We start from the raw sequence: 18,003 nt of genomic DNA on the forward strand, positions 1-18,003 counted from the left end.
CCAAACCGATGAATAAAAAAGATTTGTTGATGCATGCCACAAGCTTTCTGGAAAGCCTTCCGGACAATACCATCTCGGCCGAGCTTGCGATCTCAAAAAAAGTGGTGGGATTAAAAATTTATGATGCTCCGATTCTGGCAATTGGAAATTCACAGGATCCCTATTTCAGATTGTTCAAAGATGAAACGATCATCGGAAATCATTTTATTTTACCAGAGGAATGGCTGCCGGAAGCCCAAACGGTTATTTCCTTCTTCCTGCCCTACACAAATGACGTCCGGGCTGGCAACAAAACGGCGCCTTTTTGGCCCGCTGAAGAGTGGCTGCATGCCCGGGTTGAAGGCCAAACCGTCGTAACCAAAATGGGTCAGCATTTACAGGCAGAACTGGCGAAAGCCGGTTATCAAAGTGTCATTCCGACACTGGATCCGCGGTTCCAAATCCGCAGAAGCACAGATCCAGGTGAGCAACCATTTGCCAGCAACTGGTCGGAACGGCACGTGGCCTTAGTCTGCGGTCTGGGCACTTTTGGCCTGTCCAAGGGGCTGATCACCGCCAGGGGAATGGCCGGCAGACTCGGGAGTCTGGTCACAAACCTGCCGCTGACGGCGGATGAACGGCCGTATTCGGAAATATATGAATACTGCACCCAATGCGGAGCCTGCGTCAAACAGTGCCCGGTGGCGGCGATCTCAATTGAAACCGGCAAAAATCATCTGCGCTGTTCCGACTTTCTCGACGAAACCGCTGAAAAGTTCAAGCCACGCTATGGCTGTGGTAAATGCCAGGTTAACGTCCCCTGTGAGAGCCGCATTCCTCTGTCACCGGCTTCTAATTAATGATTTTATTGATTGATTGATACCAGGCCCTGCGGCTGGTCAAACAAAATCGTGTTTTTATAACATTTCATTGGCATCATTGACCGCCGTTGCGGGATTTGCAATTTTTTCAAATTCCGGGATCTGCGCTTTCACCGTCACGCTGGAGCGTTTATGAAGGCCGTTGCCATAATAATAAGCAACCAGCACGCCCAACCACAGCGGTCCGACAATAACGGCCACGCGCGTATCGGGACTCATGAACATGATGATGACCAGAATGACCAGAAAGACAATACTGATGTAATTGCTATAAGGGTATCCTTTCATCGGAAATTTTATTTTCTTGACCTGTTCAGGTGTCAGGGTTTTACGATATTTCATTTGGGCGAGCAAAATCATAAACCACGAAAAAACGCCCGCAAAGGTTGCCACACTGGTGACATAGGCAAACACTTTAGCCGGAACAACATAATTAAGCAAAACACCAATCAGCATGAAACCAGCCGAAATTAAAATGGCGGTGCTGGGAACTTGAGTCTTGCTGAGTTTACCAAACATTTTTGGTGCCGAGCCCTGCAGCGAAAGGTTATAGAGCATCCGTCCGGTCGTGAAAATACCGCTGTTGCAGGAAGATAATGCGGCCGTCAGGACGACGAAATTGACAATCCCGGCGGCGGCACCGATGCCAAATTTAACAAAGGTCGTCACAAAGGGGCTGCCGCTCGTTCCGATTGTCGCCCAGGGATAAAGGGCCAGGATGACAAACATGGAACCGACATAGAAAATCAGAATCCGGATTAAAACCTTGTTGATCGCTGAGGGGATGACTTTATCCGGGTTTTTAGCTTCGCCGGCGGTCACGCCGATCAGCTCAATGCCCACGAAAGCAAATGCCACCATGACCATCGCTAGGGCCGGTCCTTTCAGGCCATTGGGAAAGAAACCGCCATTATTCCATAAGTTCGAAATCCCAATGGGGACGCCGCCGTTACCAAAGCCCGTGGTAATCATCACGATCCCCAGGATAATCATCACAATAATGGTCGTCACTTTGATCAGGGCAAACCAGAATTCAAACTCACCAAAAGCTTTGACGGCGATTAAGTTCACCAAAGTCAATAAAACAACCGCAGCCAGTGCGGAAGCCCATTGCGGCACACTGGGAAACCAGAAATTAACATAAATACCCACAGCCGTCACCTCGGCCATACACGTTACAATCCACATAAACCAATATGTCCAACCGGTTAAGTAACCAGCCAGCGGACCGATAAACTCACTGGCATAGGCACTGAATGATCCGGCCACTGGATTTTCAACCGCCATTTCGCCCAACGCGCGCATAATAAAAAACAAAATAACGCCGGCAATGGCATAGCAAAATAAAATCGACGGACCCGCCGTCTTAATGGCTATTGCTGACCCTAAAAATAGTCCAACTCCAATGGCGCCACCGATTGCCATCATCTGAATATGTCTTTCTTCTAGACCACGATGCAGATCTTCATTCGAGACATTTTCTTTTTCAATCATTTATAAATTCCCCCATTCAAATTTTGTCTTCGAGTATTTTATCATGTCTCTCGCGGAATGCCAATCGGATTCACTCTTTTAACGGTTTATTATTTATTTAAACGCGTTTCGATGGCTGTAATCGTCTCTTTAAGTTAAGTGAACCTGGCAATGTCAGTTGGATATCGCGCTGGTATGGTATTTTTCGATGGTGATGGCGGTGATATATTCTTCTTTTAATGCCTGCAGCATTTTGTAATGCGCTGTTTTCCCATGGGCTGCTTGCGCTTCACTGCTAACCCACATTTCCATCAGGAACAAGTCGTTTTCCGATTCCACCGGGATGTAATACTCGTATTTGATATTGCCCGGCTCCGTCCGGGATTCGCTGATGATGCCCTGCCTGCTGGTTTCTTCAAGGAACGCGTTCCGTTTCCCCGGCTTGACGGTATAGCGGACATTGACAAGCAGGCCGTCTTTCATTTGGCGGATCGCCTGTTGATAGCTTTGCACCTTGATAACCGCAAAGTACTTTCCGAGCTCCTTTGTCCACATATCCATTTCGTCTTCAATAGCTGCGGCTTTTTCCATGATCAATATTACGAATTGACAGTCGGTTTTTGCCATACTGGGAAGCAACTCGGAAAAACCCCATTTAACATCCTCCGGATCGTCTTCAAACCCGTTTCTGGCATCAACAACAAAATTGCTCTGCGGATGCTGCTGCAGTAACTGCAATGCGAAGTGCGTCGGCTCCCTGTAATCGTTGATTCTCGCGAATTTTTTCCAGGTCAGCAAGACCACGTTGTCGCTTTCCATATACCGTACGTTACAAAATTCGGAATTAAATTCTGATTGGCTGTTCATATGATGGCTCCTCTTTTCCTGTTTCTACTTTATCAATTACACGATCCTCCTTTTGTTCCCTATCAGTCAAAATAGATGCTGCCGCCGATAAATTCCCGCAATATTGAATTAAACGGGACTTTCTCCGTATTCATTGGCTCACAGAAAGATAGAATGTTCAGCAGGCGGTCTCTGGTCTTTGCATAGGGGCTGTTATCCGCTATTTTATGAAGGGAGGCGTCGGCAAACGTTCGCAGTGCATTTAATTCGTAAAGAAGGCTCGAATTAAACATCACGTCCGATTCTTCCTGGAATTTAAAGACGTTTTGATACTCCCCGCGCCGGACATTTTTCCACTGATCCAGGGTATCCTCGGGATCGGTACCGCGGAATTGGTCGCCTCTGACGATGCGTCTGATCAGCCGCACTTCAGAACTCGGCACTCTGTTTTCCAAGTCGAAATTTAATTGAAAAAGCGAGCTGAGGTAGACTTTAAACAGCATGTTCCGGTTGATCCCCAAAAATAATACCGGATTCAAGGCATGGATCCCTTCGACGACCAGTATTTCATCGGGTCCAACTTGCAGCCGCCTGGTTTGGGGGGAACGATAGCCAGTTATAAAATCATAGATCGGGGTTTCAATCGTTTTTCCCTCAATCAGCTCGGCCAGCTGCTGCTGCAAATAGGGAAGATCCAAAGCTTCCAGGCCGTCGAAATCGGGCTTGCCGTCCTCCGTAAGCGGCGTCTCTTCCCGGTTCACAAAATAATCATCCATCGAAAGCGTAACCGGCTTTAATCCGTTCACACTCAATTGGGTCGATAACCGTTGCGCAAATGTCGTCTTCCCCGAAGAGGATGGACCTGAAATCAGCAGCACCCGCAGAGCCCGCTTCTGCTGCAGAATCATCACGGCAATATCGGATATCTCTTTTTCATGCAGGGCTTCGGCCATCCCCAGCAGTTTCAGGCTGGTGCTGCTGGCGCTATAGTTGTTAACATCATTAAGCAACTCGATATTAATATTTTTTAGCCATTGCTGGGTCTTGTCATACATGGCCGAGAGTTTATCCGGCGGAATCAGCGGCGTGTTGACTTCGCGACCAATGTCTCCAAAGTCAACAATAAAACCATCGGCATAAGGAATTACCCTGAACGGATCGATCTGTTTAACGTTGGTTTCGCAGGGATAAATCATTTTAACAACATCGCCATCGGCCTGATAATAATAGTAGCCGCCCGCATGCTTCAAAAAGTCAATCTCCGGATTTCCCAAAATCCATTCGTTTAGTTTCTTTTCAATCTGAGCGACTTCTCTGATGGAAATTGCCGAATTGGCAAATCGGCAAAACACGCCCTCCATAATTGAATAAGCGGTTTTAAGGGATTCTTGCGGAAAAAGCTGCCGAATGACAATGATCAATCCCAGCTTACAAGTCTGACGGCTTTGAGTTAGATGCGTTTCCAGCATCGCACCACCTTCTTTCTATTTAAGTTATTGTATACCAATTTGTTTAGGAAATGCAACAACTCTGACGGCTTAATATTTTAAGTGACAGAGACCGTCACGCTGCAGAATAACGTACAGCCTAAATAAACACTCTTTTCGTTTTTAAAAAAACCAGATCCGGAATGGAATCCAGCAGTGAACACCGCTCAGAATTTTCTAAAGCGGATGAAACCCAGATTATAGACGATTCTGATCGATTATTCACTCCAAAACTGATGAAAAAAGTCTTATTATTCACATCGTCCCTTTGATCACATTAATTCGCCGCGATTTAATCCGAGTGTTCTGCGCTGATGGTTAAGATCTCATCCCAGTTTTCGAGGAATAAATCAACGATTCGAGGATCAAACATCACTCCGCTTTGTTCCACGATATTGTTTTTGGCCTCTTCCAGAGGCCAGGCGTCCTTATAACAGCGTTTATGCGAGATCGCATCAAAGACATCGACAATCGACACAATGCGACTGTAAATACTGATTTGCTCACCAATGATCCCCTCGGGATAGCCCGATCCATCCCACCGCTCATGATGGCTCAAGGCGATGATTCCCGCCATTTTCATAATTTTATGATGCGATTTTTTCAGGATCTCATAACCAATGGTGGTATGCGTCTTAATGCAGTCGAATTCTTCCCGGGACAATGCGCCCGGTTTGGTTAAAATGTGATCAGGAATGCCGATTTTGCCAATATCGTGCATCGGGGCGGCAATTTTCAATAACATCGCATCATCCTGGTGCAAGCCTTGTTTCAATCCGATGAGATAGGAATACTCAGCCACCCGAACGACATGTTTCGCAGTCTCTTTTGAGCGCGTTTCAATGATCTGTCCGAGGGTATAAATGACTTCTTTCTGGGTTTCAATGATTTCCTCATTGGCCTTCAAAAGACGCTGCTCCGCTCGTTTCATATCGGTAATGTCCTGAATGACACCGATAATCCCGGCCGGTTCACTCGTCAGATCGGTGAAGATGGCCTTGTTGCAAATAACATCTCTTTTTTCTCCCCACGGGGTCCCCAATTGGAACTCATGGACCTGTGGTTCCTTCTGCACAAGCAGTTCCACATCGGCTTGATTATAAATATCCGCCATTTCAGCCGTGAAGAGTTCAGACGCTGTTTTTCCGATATATTCAGAAGGAGAAAGTCCAGTGATGCGCTGGAACGCTTTGTTGCCGCCGAGGTAAACAAAATCCTTATTTTTATAAAATATCGGCGAGGGAACCGCATCCATCAAGGCATTTTGGAAGTTCATCACATTATATAGTTCATCCATGGTCTCATGGATCTTAATGTTGGTATAACTGAGCTGAGAAATATAACTGGCCATCTGGGAATAAAATTTCATCGCCGCTTCAACCTGACGATGAGTATAACGCGGCACCCGGGACAAGGCATCCAGATAGGCGGCTTCATTAAAGCCAAATGCCTGGGCCTGTTTTCGGAAGTATTCATCATCGATGGGTTCGTCATCATAAAAAAGCTGGCCCAGATAAGCTCTTTGCGATTTCACGGACTCGTCCAAATAGAGATTCAGGATCATCACTTCCTGTGCATCCACATACGCCGCATTGATATCAATACTGATTCGGACTTTTTCACGATTTAAAAAAAACGTCTTAAATTCAAAATATTTATCTTGTTTGGTCTTTTCGAAATAGGCTAAAAACTAGGTTAAGGTTAAGCAAAATCCCAAATCAAGAAAATAAACATTCGTTAACTGTTTAACATCTTTCTCCAGTAAATTTGCACAGGCTGCGCTGGCTCCCAAGACAAGGCCATCGGCATTTACAATCATAATCTTGTTATTAACCGTTTTTTGATCCATATCAGTCTCCTTATCCATCCAACCCGAAACGCCCTTATTATTTCACAATCATTTTCATCGGTGTAAAGCGGATACCATTTTTAATCTGCTCGTTATCAGTTGCCCTAAAGCCAAGGTGTTCGTAAATCTTTACCGCATAGGGCGAAGAATTCACGGTCATCTCAAAACTCTCGCTGTTTTCTTTTTCTTTTAAGGAATTCACAACCGTTGTAAAAAGTTTTGTGGCAATCTTTCTCTTATGATGGTCTTTGGCAACAAACATCAGTGAAATGTGGAAACGATCCCGAGTCCCGATCACGCCAACAATCTTTTCGTTTTCATAAAATCCCCACATTTTTTTATGACCGTTATTTAAATCCTGGGATAGTTCTTCTAATTTAAATTCTAAATAATCCCTGAACGTCTTTTGTCCTTCCTGGGAATAACCCCCGGCGACAAATTCATTAAAAACAGTATTAACCAAATTGACCGCTTCTTTTAAATCCTGCTGTTCGATTTCTCTAATCTTCAATTCCTTTTGTCTCCTTTTTAAGTTTCCACTTCCCATCTTTTAATGGTTTATTTGCGATGATCTCGATGGCATCATCCAGTCTTGGATCTTTAATCCCTAACTCGGCAAATATTTCCGTCAGCTCAAGAATATCGGTCTGACATATCAGCGGAAACCCCAGCTTCAGCCATCCCGGACGGGCAACCTGATCCAGCAGCCAATCAAGAATCTGATCTGAAATTTCCATTTTACTTCTCCTCCTATTAAATATCACGTCCGATTCTTCCGGGAATATAAACACTTTTTATACTCCCTTATGTCATCTTGAGTATACCATAAATCGAGCGACAACCTAAAAACCTTTTAAACTATTCATCAAATTCCGCTAAAAGCAGGAATCGTTAAGCAGTTATCGGAATGAATATCTGGGGATCTCAATCAGATAAATCGTGCGGTTGACGGCATCAGTTTTGGTGTGATCCAAAGAATATAAACGGTATGCCTTTCAAATATCAATAAAGAATAACCACTTTAAAAAAACAGTCCAATTGATGTGAGAATATTCTCTTATCAATTGGACTGCTTTTCAATTCGTTCACTCAAATAAGAAATGTGATACAGGATTAATAATCCATGAGATTATCTTGTTGCAATTACTTCGACCCCACCCCATATTTCAAAAGGACCCTCAGGGGAACCCGGTCTACCGGTACTCGGTCTACCAAAACTCCATGAAGATGGGTCTTCACCTATTTTAATTGTGATTACTGCCCATGGAAGTGCCTTTGTAATATCAGTTAATGTACCTGGTGTGAACACAAGTTTGCTTGCATCACTGCCATCAGCTGTTATTGTACCTTTTATAGGATTATTAGAAACAGATATTTCGAAATCCTCTTGGTAAATATAATCAATACTTTTTGAAAATGTAATGGTAATTGTACCGTCAAGATTAACTTTTGCTGAACTTAATTCTGGTGTCTGACAATCATCTATTAACTCAATATTTCCTGTTTGTGTTATTGCTGTGTTTACGTTGCCATCAACATCTTTTATACCAGAAATAGCGAATACGCCATCAACTGTTTTTAGAACTGCGCTATCTGGAATGTGAATGGTTACTTTTGTTTCTTTTTGTTCAACAGTTGCGGCATCTGTTGTTACCGTTGAACCTGCTGGAAGTGCTACACCAGCAAATGTATAGTTATTGATATTCTTGATCGAATCGAAATCAAAATAGCTATCTGCATCTGTTACCGTATAACCAATCGTTTCTTCATCAGCACCAACTGCTGCTATGAATGTTACCCCTAATTCAGAGATTTCAGGAGCTGTTACATCAGTTGTTGCTTTTACTAACTTAGCCTGAGCTTCAGTAATGGCTTTTGTTGCTGCATCAACGGCTGCCTGGGTAGACGAGTCAGATAACGGATGATCCTTGACCGCTTTTTCAAGAGCTGCAACTGAATCTGAAGTATAATCATCTTTAGTCTGTATAATTTTTTCTGCCGCACCTAAAGCTTGGTAGTAAGAACCAAAGTCAGCTACTTTAACGATGCCAACTGATAAACACTCTAACCGTTGGCTGGCGCCGACGGTTCCCAGTATGCTGCCATCGGCAACCATTGCGACATCCCCAACATCTTGGACATGGCCACTGTATTGAACGCTGTATCCAGCTAATTGCTGATTAGAAGCATCCAGCAATTTGATTTGGATCGCTTCAATCCGCTTGCTCTGGTGGGTTGTTCCGGCAAAATTAGGTCCTTCTTGCCATGTCGATGGATCATTCACATCACATATCCAGCCATAGTCCTGGATGTGAAGATTGTAAACAATTTTAGCGCCGGCGGGAATCTCTCCGGTCAGTTTAATGCTAACGCCTTCAATTCTTCTGCTTAACCCAGGGGTGCCAATTTGATTTGAACCCTGAACCCATGTTCCGTCAGTTGGATAATTACCAACATCCTGTATGTGCGCTCGATACTCAACGCCCATAGCACTTGCATCATTTGCAAAAACATTTGATGATAAAACCATCAGAAGCATCATGATGATTGTAAATACACTTACTGAAATCTTTTTCATTTTAATATTCTCATCTTCTCTTTATTATTTTTATTTTTAAAATCCCTACTGGGAAATTATGAAAAAGCATACCGCGCGGAAGAACGTTTTGAAGCGATAATCTGAAAGTCGCGATAAATGGTGAGGGAGGTCGGCTGACCATTAATTGATCAGCCGACCTCCCGATTTTTCTTGGTCATACGTTTAGATTTCTAGATTTTGAGTGTTTTATTGACTGATGCTTGAATTTGTGATTTGTTTAAACTACCGAGGTTAGACATTGCGTCAGCTGCTACCTGTGCATTGACATCAGTAAGATTAGCGGCTGTTACACCAGTAATTTCAGCACCGGTATAATTGGCAACAGTAGCGGTATTCTTATATGCACCTGCATTAATTGCCGCTAGAGCTGGTCGCAGCGCTACATAATTAGTTGTATCAGTTACTTTAAGCGTTACCGTATATGGACCGGCTACAGAAATGCCGGTTACGGTAACTGCAGGTATGACGATTGTTGCAGTGCCAGGATTTAATTCACCAGAAGTTACTGATGGATTATCAGACACGTAACTTTCTACAAAAACATCCGGTGTTTTTTCACCTAAAGTAGCTTTAAATGCTCTTGCTAATACTCCTTTTAAGGTATCTATATTATACTCATCAGCGAGATCAACCGTCAGTGTGCTGGAGATTTGGGTAACGACTGGTTGTTTTGTTATTTTTATGACATTAGCCAGTGCCTCATTAATGGCTTTTGTTGCGGCATCAACGGCTGCCTGGTTAAATAATGAGTCGGCTATCGGATTATCATGAACCGCTTTTTCAAGAGCCGCAACTGAAGCTGGGGTATAGTCATCTTTATTCGCATAAATTTCTTCTGCCGCACCTAAAGCTACATAGAAAGGAACAAGGTCAGCTACTTTAACAATGCCAACTGATAAACACTCTAAACGTTGGCTGGCGCCTTCGGTTCCCAGTTTGCTGCCATCGGCAACCATTGCGACATCCCCAACATCTTGGACATGGCCACTGTATTGAACGCTGTATCCCGCTAATTGATGATTAGAAGCATCCAGCAATTTGATTTGGATCGCTTCAATCCGTTTGCATTGGTGGGTCGTTCCGGCAAAATTAGGTCCTTCTTGCCATGTCGATGGATCATTCACATCACATATCCAACCATAGTCCTGGATGTGAAGATTGTAAACAATCTTAGCGCCGGCGGGAATATCACCGGTCAGTTTAATGCTAACGCCTTCAATTCTTCTGCTTAACCCGGGGGTGCCAATTTGATCTGAACCCTGAACCCATGTTCCATCAGTTGGATAATCGCCAACATCCTGTATATGAGCTCGATACTCAACGCCCATCGCACTCGCATCATTTGCAAAAACATTTGATGAACCAACCATAAGAAGCATCATGATAATTGTAAATAAGCTTGCTGAAATTTTTTTCATTTTAATATCCTCTTCTCAATATTATTTTGATTTTTTGAATCCACAAAAAAGCTTTTAGCTCATCCATGACTGTTTCTTTAATCGATGCTAATATCATCCCCCTTCACGATCCTCAACCCCTCAAAGATCCGCTCTCCTTATTAACAAGTTCCCGCTATTAAGGAGTTACTTACCGAAAAATTTATTCAATAATTTCTCAGACCATTTAATAGACTTGCTTTTTCCGTTTATACCAACTTTTTATTTTTGATAATCGTATCACATCATCCGATGCCATAACTGTCCTCAACATAATTAACCGTTTTCCCGACATATTCTGCATGTTTTGGGTCTCTTTAGTACGCTTTTAAACGTTAATTGCTGGTCATTTTTAATTGTAAATCAATAGCTCTATCGTGAAAGAAGTCACTCAACGTTATTTTTGATAAATAACTTTAAATTTTAGTCATTTTAAAACTAAATACAATTACCAAAAGTCTTCATGGGGTTTTTCCTGTGAGAGCTTTTTAATGTGGACAATTTGGTAACCTTAGATTAAGTTTCCCTGACTCCGCCAGAATTTAATGCAACGAAAAAGCACACCCCTTAGGATGTGCACTTAATCATTAATCTCGCGCTCAGCATTTTCGTATAAATTAGTCACGGCCCCAGCCAGAAATCTTAGCCAATCACTTCGCATAGATTGGCGATGATTTCTACAAGTTGTTATTTTGATAATTTATTATATACAAGTTTGTTTAGAAAATGTAGCTCATAACCCAATACAAGAAATAGAACAACAACACAACCAACGCTTAGCAGCACCATTTCCAACGAATTATCCACTAAAACCAGGCTTTTTGGAAACGGGCACTTCCCCACAATTTCTGAGTTGATGCTACTAAATAGTGTGTTTCTTCTTGTCATAGAGGATGTTTTTTCTCAAGTTCTCGGCCTCTTTCTCGCCAGCTAAAGCCATCACGATTTCAAGGGCAAAATCCACTACTGTTCCCGGTTCACGCGAGATGATAATGTTTTTGTCCCTCACGACAGCATCGGCTTGACGCTTCTTAAATAATCGACAACCGTTAAGGCTTCCACTTCTTCAAATCCTTCTGCTAAAAACAATTACATTCATAATTTCCCTTCCTTTACATGTTGGTGTTGGTAATATTTCACCAGATCCCTTTCTCATTTGTTCCTACTATTTGTTCGACGCATGTGTCAAACTGTAGGCACCTATTTATAAAAAAAAAAGCCCAACTCCAGAAGGAGCAGGACTCGTAAATCTATGTTTATCAATTGGTTTTATATCAATCCGATGAAAGTGTTTTAGACCAGGGAAGAAACTGATCAATCAATTCAGGATGATTCACCAAATCGGTGTTGGACAGCTCTTTCAGGATATAAACAGGTAGTTGTAGGGTTCAGCTGTTATTGATCAGAAATCCTATTTATACTGGAATCATTTGTGGTTTTTTTGCTACCTTTATAATATTTGGAACCCTGGCTTCATTATTGGCTTTTGGTATTATTTTGATTCTATATATTCTTAAAATAAATAAGGAACAAAAATTTTTGTTATTAGAATTTGGCGACGAGTTCGACCAATATATGAAGCGATCATGGGCATTGATACCTTTTCTATTTTAAACTGTATGTCTTTAAAACTTTCAGTGCCTTTAGGGTGATCCATTTGGAAGGCTGACCCTTTTTTTCGACGGTTACCAACATTTTTCCATTAAATGAGTTTTCAAGTTTCCACATCCCCTCTTTTAATGGTTTATTTGCAATGATCTCGATGGCATCATCCAGTCTTGGATCTTTAATCCCTAACTCGGCAAAAATTTCCGTCAGCTCGAGAATATCGGTCTGATACATCAGCGGAAACCCCAGCTTCAGCCATCCCGGACGGGCAACCTGATCCAACTGATGGCTCTTCCGGTAAAGATGGTGGATGAGAAAATAGTCGGTGAGCTCGTTAATTTTTACCGACTGTTCCCGGGTTCGTTTCTCCGGGGGAATGGCCGCCAGTGCCTTTAATGTTTTGGCAACCCCCATATGACAGGTGTGCTGTCCCCAACACATTTTATATCGTTGATAGATTGGATCCCGGGGTTCCTGCGAAACGCCATCATCTGTCCGTTGAAAGCGGATAATCCATTCAATGGCTTTTTGAACCCGACTATCCTCAAGATAGCCCAGTCTTATCAATGTATACACCATATTTCCGGTAAGACAGGGCACCACCCCACTGGGTATACCATGACCAGTCTTTGCGCTCCGGTCATAAGAAAATCCACCCATTTCCGGTTCCTGGGAATAATTCAAAATAAATTCACAGGTTCCTTTTATTCTGGGATCGTCGGAATCCGCCCAGAGTTCACCCAGAAGCAGCAGAACCCATGCCGTCCCTTTATATTTATCCCGATAGAACCGTTCCGGGGTCCCGAAGGACCCATCTTCGTTTTGCTGACTGAGTATTTCAGGAACAAGGCCAATTTTACCAATTTTCTGTTTTGCTTCCCTGACCTCCGGATCCGTCAAAGGTCTGTTGAGTAAAGTAGTTAATGTCAGAAATCGTATCGACGGATTGTTTTTCTCCATCAGCCAATCAAGAATTTGATCTGAAATTTCCATTTTACTTCTCCTCTTCTTAAGCATCACGTCCGATCTTTCCTGGAATATAAACACGTTTTTATACTCCCCATGTCATCTGTGAGTATACCATAAATCGAGCGACAACCTAAAAACCATTTATAAGCTATTCATGTTAGAATAAACCATATGAAAAGCCGATTTTCCGGGGGACTTTATCCGAAAATCCGTATGTGAAACGAAGCAGAAATGAGAGGAAATCTTGAATAAGCTAAAAAACAAACTGGATCAGATCCCGGCCCTGCCGGGAATCTATAAAATGCTTGATTCAACCGGGCGCATTATTTATGTGGGAAAAAGCAAGTGTCTGAAAAAAAGAGTGCATTCTTATTTCACAAAAGCCCCCAAACAGGCAAAGATCGAAAAAATGATCTTTTTTATTGCCGATATCGATTATACGGTTACGGATACCCATCTGGAAGCCTGCTTGCTGGAATGTCAGCTGATCAAAGAAATCAAACCATATTTCAATACCCAGATGAAAAATGACCGGAAATATTTCTATTTGAAAATCAACAACGCCGACCGGTCGCAGCTGTTGTCCATTGTTCTGGAGCGAGAGGTGGATACCTTTGGACCCTTTCGGGACAAACAATTGATTCAATCCTTGATGGCTGCGCTAACCCATCTGTATCCGCTGGTTTCCAACGACAACAGCTATGATTTTGCCTACCATCCCCTGCCCGTGACTCTGCACCGGGCAGATTTTATGGCCACCCAAAAAAGCTTGCAGCAGATTTTTTCAGATGACCTCAAGCTGCAAAACTTCATTAATCAATTGCAGCAGTGCATGGCTGGTGAATCAGCCCAATTCAATTATGAAAGAGCCACCACCTATCGGGACCTGATCAAAAGCCTGACTTATATCACCCATCTTCTTCATGATTTCAAGCGCCTTATCACTAGCGAATTGGTTTTAAAAATACCCGTTGGGGATGGTGAAAAACTCTTTTTCATTTCAAAAGGCAAAATTGTGTTAAAAAAGCATTTTCCGATTCTGACCCAACCAGAGTTAGCGGCCTTTTTAGATGCAGGTTCCCGACTGACCGCTTCCAGAACGACCGCCTGGGATGAAAAAACCGCAATGGATTTTCAAACTATCCTGTTTTCTGAAATACAGTCGCTGCCGGATGAGTGGATTTTAAAACAAATCAACTTTCCAGAGTGCCTCGGTCATAATGAAAAGAGGCTTCAATTCTAATAATGATAATCTCCCGGTGTATAAGTTAGTCTCAGACCCAGGTTTCTCACTCCGCTAATCGTTGAATGATACCTTATTTAATATGTTCATACTCAGATCCTCGCCATCGCGTATTTACCGATTTCGTGGTCAAGTAACTTCATAATCATCAACTCGTCCATCGCATCAGTCAGCGCATTGTGCAACTCGCAGTATGCCAACTCCGCACTTAACATCCGGTATACGCTCTCCACGCCGTAACCGCGCTTCAATCTGCCGGTGCCATAGCATTCGGCACAATCAGGTATTCTGGGATTATGCTGTCGATATGCTGCCACCTTCATAATGTCATACCAGGTAAGATGGCTTAATTCTGGCAGATGACGGTAGTCAAACGCAGCGTTGTAAGCAAACATCGCAGTGGTCTCATGCTCTGAAAGAAAATGCCGCAATTCAGCCATTGCCTTTTTCCGTGAACACTCAAGGTCAGGCTTGATGCCGTTGGCATATAGGGCGTAAGTGTACATCCCGCCGTGATCCTTGAACGGCGTGAGTATGTAATATCGTTTATCGACCAACTCGAAGGTCACCGAATCGGCTATGACAAGCCCAACGGACATAACCGCATCATCCCAAGTTGTCTCCGTGTCAATTACGGCGAATCTATTCATCATTTTCTCCTTAAGTTTAATTGCGCCAGCCACCGTCAGTTATAATCGTCGCGGCAGAGTAGATCGTATATTCCTTTGAAATTTCCAGTTCAAACAATATATAGAATTTACGCCTTGAATTTATACTTCTTCTAACCATTCAATTTCAAGTGACTTCTCCGCTAGATAATCACCATATCCCCAACCGATATGAGAAGAGCTTGCGATTAAATCATTGATTCTTTCCTGATATTTTAAATAGGTTACCATACTTTTGGCATTCAATTTGTTTACGAATTGTGCATACATACCAGTAAGACTATAGTAAAATGGGCCATCAATATCACCATAGGCATTAGTAAATTCATTTCCACACTCGACATAGTAAAGCATCAATTCAAGACCCATCTCATCATCGCCGATATTTTTGATATCCGTGATTAATGCCTTGGCCGATTTCAAAGAGGGTATTGTTTGTGTAAATCGAGAAAAAAAGATATCATGCATTTTTATTTTGTACTTTGTTAGTAATTCGTTTTTATACGCTTCTCCCATAAATCTAACACACAAAATATCTTTCGCCTTTTCATCGTTTTTATATAGATTGGCGATGATTTCTACAAGTTGTTTCGGATCAAGCTTATATAATTCTTTTTTTAAATCTGTTATTTTCAGCGGTTTAATCATCTGAATCTCCTTATTTCTTTTTTTGATAAGTAATCCTATACCAGCCAAACGAAACGACCCCACAACAGGGGTACAAACGATCGGTTAGCTTGTATTTCACAGACAAATAAGTTATAATGCTTGGTATTGTAGCTTTTCCCTTCTGAAGTAGTTATCCGAAAATTCCGGATAACTGACGCTTTCTCTAACCCATTATCCAATAATATTTATCGTTTTTTCTTTGCGAATAGGCACCGGCAATTCTGCACCTTTATAACCGATCGCCGCAGCAGAGCAGATCGTATCTTCCATTGGGATTCCCAGTTCAAACAGATATGACCGGACATCCTGATCATCCCGCAGCCAATGAAGTTGATTGATATAACAACTTCCCAACTCCAAAGAGTGAGCCGCAAGAAAAATATTTTCCATGGCCAGTGAACAGTCTGCCATGGCATTTTCGTAATTTGGCCGATTGGATGCAATGATCAGCGTTGGCGCCTGGTAATAAAAGTTATAGGTTTCCTTTTGTGACTGTTCTTTTATCCTCAGTTTCCCTGGATAATCATCATCCGGAATCCAATGCTGAAAGCCCTCACGAACAAGCCCATTTAAATGAAGAAGGATATCTTTTTTTCGAATCGCCGTAAATAGCCAGCTTTGATTGTTACCACCGCTAGGTGCCCATATCGCAGCATCAAGGATTGCCTCCAACTGGTCAGTTGATACTTGTTGGTCGGTAAATCGGCGAGTACTCCGCCGCTCATGGATGCAAGTTAAGATTTCGTTACTGATACTCATATTATTTTCCCCTTCCATATTCTAAATTAATTTAATCATTATTTCAACATTATTATTTCACAATCATTTTCATCGGCGTAAAACGGATACCATTATTAATCTGCTCGTTGTCAGTTGCCTTAAAGCCAAGGTGTTCGTAAATCTTTACTGCATAGGGAGAAGAATTCACAGTCATCTCAAAACTCTCGCTGTTTTCTTTTTCTTTTAAGGAATTCACAACCGTTGTAAAAAGTTTTGTGGCAATCTTTCTCTTTTGATGGTCTTTGGCAACAAACATCAGTGAAATGTGGAAACGATCACGCGTCCCGATCACGCCAACAATCTTTTCGTTTTCATAAAATCCCCACATTTTTTTATGACCGTTATTTAAATCCTGAGATAGTTCTTCTAATTTAAATTCTAAATAATCCCTGAAAGTCTTTTGTCCTTCCAGGGAATAACCACCTGCTACAAATTCATTAAAAACGGTATTAACCAAATTGACCGCTTCTTTTAAATCCTTCTGTTCGATTTTTCTAATCATTCATCACCTCAAAAATTCTTGAATCATTAAATTCTTACCGTCAGCCGATCCGGCTTCAATTCTAATAGTGTACATACCGCCGTGATCCTTGAACGGCGTGAGTATGGCGTGAGTATGTAATATCTTGTTTGTCGACCAACTCGAAGGTCACCGAATCGGCTATGACGAGCCCAACGGACATAACCGCATCATCCCAAGTTGTCTCCGTGTCAATTACGGCGAATCTATTCATCATTTTTCTCCTTTGCTTTTGCTAATCAGCAAACCCAATATCCATTAAAGTCAGCTTTGCATATTTTTCGGATAATTATCTTCAATGCTTGTCAAAAAGTGAGTCATTTTCATCTTGGCCGGATCTGTTCAAAATTGTAATCAGTTTTTGCTAAGATCATTACTTTACTGTAATCACAATGGATTGTTTGAGTTATCTGAAAACCATATCGGGCGAAATATTGATCCGGATCACATTTTAAAAAGTCCTCAAAGCCTTTGGGTTCGGTTTTTTTAACCAGATAAAAGGCAATTTTTTGAAGCCGGTTCACCGGTTCCTCCCATTCCAGGATCACTAGTTTTCCGTCGGTTTTCAACACTCTTCTAGCCTCGGCAATCATTTGTCCCGCCAACTCCGAACTGATCTCATGCAATACCAGCGAAATCAAGACGACATCAAATTGGCCGTCAGAAAATTGCAGATTGGCAGCATCCATCTGCATCAGTTCAACCGTAGTTACCCCCGCTTGTTTTAGTTTAATGGCGGCTCTTTCTAACATTGCCCCAGAAATATCAATACCGACAAGGCTGACCTTTCTTTTTGCCCTGGCAATGGCGATGGCATTAGACCCAGTTCCGGTACATAAATCCAAAACGGTTAAGGATTCATTTCCTAATGCGGAAATGACCGCATTACGGGGACTTGTGGCCGGCTTTCTGAAGTAGGTCCGATCCAGAATATCATAGAACTTGGCATTGTTTTGATAAAATGCATCCGCTTCCATTTTTACCTCGCTTTCATAT

At 42.4% G+C, this 18,003-nt stretch carries 19 protein-coding genes; 3 read left to right on the forward strand and 16 right to left on the reverse strand.

The window, feature by feature from the left end; translation table 11 throughout:
• Positions 1-8 precede the first annotated feature (8 nt).
• Complete coding sequence (locus tag FZC41_RS02245; RefSeq protein WP_148565769.1) at positions 9-839, forward strand: 4Fe-4S binding protein; 831 nt, start codon at positions 9-11, stop codon at positions 837-839.
• A 57-nt stretch (positions 840-896) separates the two neighbouring features.
• Here the strand turns inward: FZC41_RS02245 and FZC41_RS02250 are convergent, their stop codons facing one another.
• The 10 genes from FZC41_RS02250 to FZC41_RS17485 all read right to left on the reverse strand — a co-directional run bounded on the left by FZC41_RS02250 (position 897) and on the right by FZC41_RS17485 (position 11,559).
• Entirely contained in the window at positions 897-2,354 is a 1,458-nt protein-coding gene (locus FZC41_RS02250; RefSeq protein WP_148565770.1) for an amino acid permease, read from the reverse strand.
• A 153-nt stretch (positions 2,355-2,507) separates the two neighbouring features.
• Positions 2,508-3,071 (reverse strand): putative quinol monooxygenase, encoded by a 564-nt coding sequence (locus tag FZC41_RS17770; protein ID WP_311135819.1) that lies wholly within the window; start codon positions 3,069-3,071, stop codon positions 2,508-2,510.
• Positions 3,072-3,262: 191 nt separating this feature from the next.
• Positions 3,263-4,648 carry a uridine kinase family protein gene (locus FZC41_RS02260; RefSeq protein ID WP_148565772.1) on the reverse strand — a complete coding sequence of 462 codons (1,386 nt, stop codon included), beginning with the start codon at positions 4,646-4,648 and terminating at the stop codon, positions 3,263-3,265.
• 310 nt (positions 4,649-4,958) lie between these two features.
• A complete protein-coding gene (locus tag FZC41_RS02265; protein WP_148565773.1) occupies positions 4,959-6,248 on the reverse strand; it encodes an HD domain-containing phosphohydrolase in 1,290 nt (429 codons plus the stop codon).
• Between the two features lie 108 nt (positions 6,249-6,356).
• Positions 6,357-6,515 (reverse strand): hypothetical protein, encoded by a 159-nt coding sequence (locus FZC41_RS17185; protein WP_170253810.1) that lies wholly within the window; start codon positions 6,513-6,515, stop codon positions 6,357-6,359.
• Between the two features lie 37 nt (positions 6,516-6,552).
• Positions 6,553-7,026: a GNAT family N-acetyltransferase gene (locus FZC41_RS02270; protein WP_170253811.1), complete on the reverse strand. Its 474-nt coding sequence runs from the start codon at positions 7,024-7,026 to the stop codon at positions 6,553-6,555.
• The gene (locus FZC41_RS02275; protein ID WP_148565775.1) at positions 7,016-7,252 is read right to left on the reverse strand and encodes a hypothetical protein; all 237 of its coding nucleotides are present in this window, start codon (positions 7,250-7,252) and stop codon (positions 7,016-7,018) included. The genes FZC41_RS02270 and FZC41_RS02275 overlap by 11 nt, the downstream gene beginning before the upstream one ends.
• 392 nt (positions 7,253-7,644) lie before the next feature.
• Positions 7,645-9,093: an Ig domain-containing protein gene (locus FZC41_RS02280; protein ID WP_148565776.1), complete on the reverse strand. Its 1,449-nt coding sequence runs from the start codon at positions 9,091-9,093 to the stop codon at positions 7,645-7,647.
• A gap of 191 nt (positions 9,094-9,284) precedes the next feature.
• Positions 9,285-10,532: an Ig domain-containing protein gene (locus FZC41_RS02285; RefSeq protein ID WP_148565777.1), complete on the reverse strand. Its 1,248-nt coding sequence runs from the start codon at positions 10,530-10,532 to the stop codon at positions 9,285-9,287.
• Positions 10,533-11,412: 880 nt separating this feature from the next.
• On the reverse strand, positions 11,413-11,559 hold the full coding sequence (locus tag FZC41_RS17485) for a type 1 glutamine amidotransferase family protein (RefSeq protein ID WP_186855131.1): 147 nt from the start codon (positions 11,557-11,559) through the stop codon (positions 11,413-11,415).
• Between the two features lie 389 nt (positions 11,560-11,948).
• Between FZC41_RS17485 and FZC41_RS02295 the strand changes: the two genes are divergently transcribed.
• Positions 11,949-12,164 carry a methyltransferase family protein gene (locus FZC41_RS02295; protein WP_243136638.1) on the forward strand — a complete coding sequence of 72 codons (216 nt, stop codon included), beginning with the start codon at positions 11,949-11,951 and terminating at the stop codon, positions 12,162-12,164.
• Here FZC41_RS02295 and FZC41_RS02300 read toward each other — a convergent pair.
• Positions 12,156-13,151 (reverse strand): prenyltransferase/squalene oxidase repeat-containing protein, encoded by a 996-nt coding sequence (locus FZC41_RS02300; protein ID WP_148565778.1) that lies wholly within the window; start codon positions 13,149-13,151, stop codon positions 12,156-12,158. The two genes, FZC41_RS02295 and FZC41_RS02300, sit on opposite strands and share 9 nt — an antisense overlap.
• 220 nt (positions 13,152-13,371) lie before the next feature.
• Here FZC41_RS02300 and FZC41_RS02305 point away from each other — a divergent pair, with 220 nt between their 5' ends.
• Positions 13,372-14,370, forward strand: coding sequence for a GIY-YIG nuclease family protein (locus FZC41_RS02305; protein WP_148565779.1), 999 nt, complete (start codon positions 13,372-13,374; stop codon positions 14,368-14,370).
• A 92-nt stretch (positions 14,371-14,462) separates the two neighbouring features.
• Here FZC41_RS02305 and FZC41_RS02310 read toward each other — a convergent pair whose 3' ends face one another.
• From FZC41_RS02310 to FZC41_RS02335, 5 genes are all read right to left on the reverse strand, one after another.
• On the reverse strand, positions 14,463-15,020 hold the full coding sequence (locus tag FZC41_RS02310; RefSeq protein WP_148565780.1) for a 3'-5' exonuclease family protein: 558 nt from the start codon (positions 15,018-15,020) through the stop codon (positions 14,463-14,465).
• A gap of 120 nt (positions 15,021-15,140) precedes the next feature.
• Complete coding sequence (locus FZC41_RS02315; RefSeq protein WP_148565781.1) at positions 15,141-15,686, reverse strand: DUF6155 family protein; 546 nt, start codon at positions 15,684-15,686, stop codon at positions 15,141-15,143.
• A 192-nt stretch (positions 15,687-15,878) separates the two neighbouring features.
• On the reverse strand, positions 15,879-16,466 hold the full coding sequence (locus FZC41_RS02325) for a nitroreductase family protein (RefSeq protein ID WP_148565782.1): 588 nt from the start codon (positions 16,464-16,466) through the stop codon (positions 15,879-15,881).
• A gap of 52 nt (positions 16,467-16,518) precedes the next feature.
• Entirely contained in the window at positions 16,519-16,989 is a 471-nt protein-coding gene (locus tag FZC41_RS02330; RefSeq protein ID WP_148565783.1) for a GNAT family N-acetyltransferase, read from the reverse strand.
• Positions 16,990-17,330: 341 nt separating this feature from the next.
• Entirely contained in the window at positions 17,331-17,984 is a 654-nt protein-coding gene (locus FZC41_RS02335) for a class I SAM-dependent methyltransferase (RefSeq protein ID WP_148565784.1), read from the reverse strand.
• Between the last annotated feature and the right edge of the window lie 19 nt (positions 17,985-18,003).

Origin of the sequence: Acetobacterium paludosum (assembly GCF_008086595.1) — a bacterium.
GTDB lineage: Bacteria > Bacillota > Clostridia > Eubacteriales > Eubacteriaceae > Acetobacterium > Acetobacterium paludosum.

Coding starts and splice junctions, on each gene's coding strand:
- FZC41_RS02245 (WP_148565769.1), top strand. CDS start 9: ATGAATAAAAAAGATTTGTTGATGCATGCCACAAGCTTTCTGGAAAGC.
- FZC41_RS02250 (WP_148565770.1), bottom strand. CDS start 2,354: ATGATTGAAAAAGAAAATGTCTCGAATGAAGATCTGCATCGTGGTCTA.
- FZC41_RS02260 (WP_148565772.1), bottom strand. CDS start 4,648: ATGCTGGAAACGCATCTAACTCAAAGCCGTCAGACTTGTAAGCTGGGA.
- FZC41_RS17185 (WP_170253810.1), bottom strand. CDS start 6,515: ATGGATCAAAAAACGGTTAATAACAAGATTATGATTGTAAATGCCGAT.
- FZC41_RS02275 (WP_148565775.1), bottom strand. CDS start 7,252: ATGGAAATTTCAGATCAGATTCTTGATTGGCTGCTGGATCAGGTTGCC.
- FZC41_RS02280 (WP_148565776.1), bottom strand. CDS start 9,093: ATGAAAAAGATTTCAGTAAGTGTATTTACAATCATCATGATGCTTCTG.
- FZC41_RS02285 (WP_148565777.1), bottom strand. CDS start 10,532: ATGAAAAAAATTTCAGCAAGCTTATTTACAATTATCATGATGCTTCTT.
- FZC41_RS02300 (WP_148565778.1), bottom strand. CDS start 13,151: ATGGAAATTTCAGATCAAATTCTTGATTGGCTGATGGAGAAAAACAAT.
- FZC41_RS02310 (WP_148565780.1), bottom strand. CDS start 15,020: ATGAATAGATTCGCCGTAATTGACACGGAGACAACTTGGGATGATGCG.
- FZC41_RS02315 (WP_148565781.1), bottom strand. CDS start 15,686: ATGATTAAACCGCTGAAAATAACAGATTTAAAAAAAGAATTATATAAG.
- FZC41_RS02325 (WP_148565782.1), bottom strand. CDS start 16,466: ATGAGTATCAGTAACGAAATCTTAACTTGCATCCATGAGCGGCGGAGT.
- FZC41_RS02330 (WP_148565783.1), bottom strand. CDS start 16,989: ATGATTAGAAAAATCGAACAGAAGGATTTAAAAGAAGCGGTCAATTTG.
- FZC41_RS02335 (WP_148565784.1), bottom strand. CDS start 17,984: ATGGAAGCGGATGCATTTTATCAAAACAATGCCAAGTTCTATGATATT.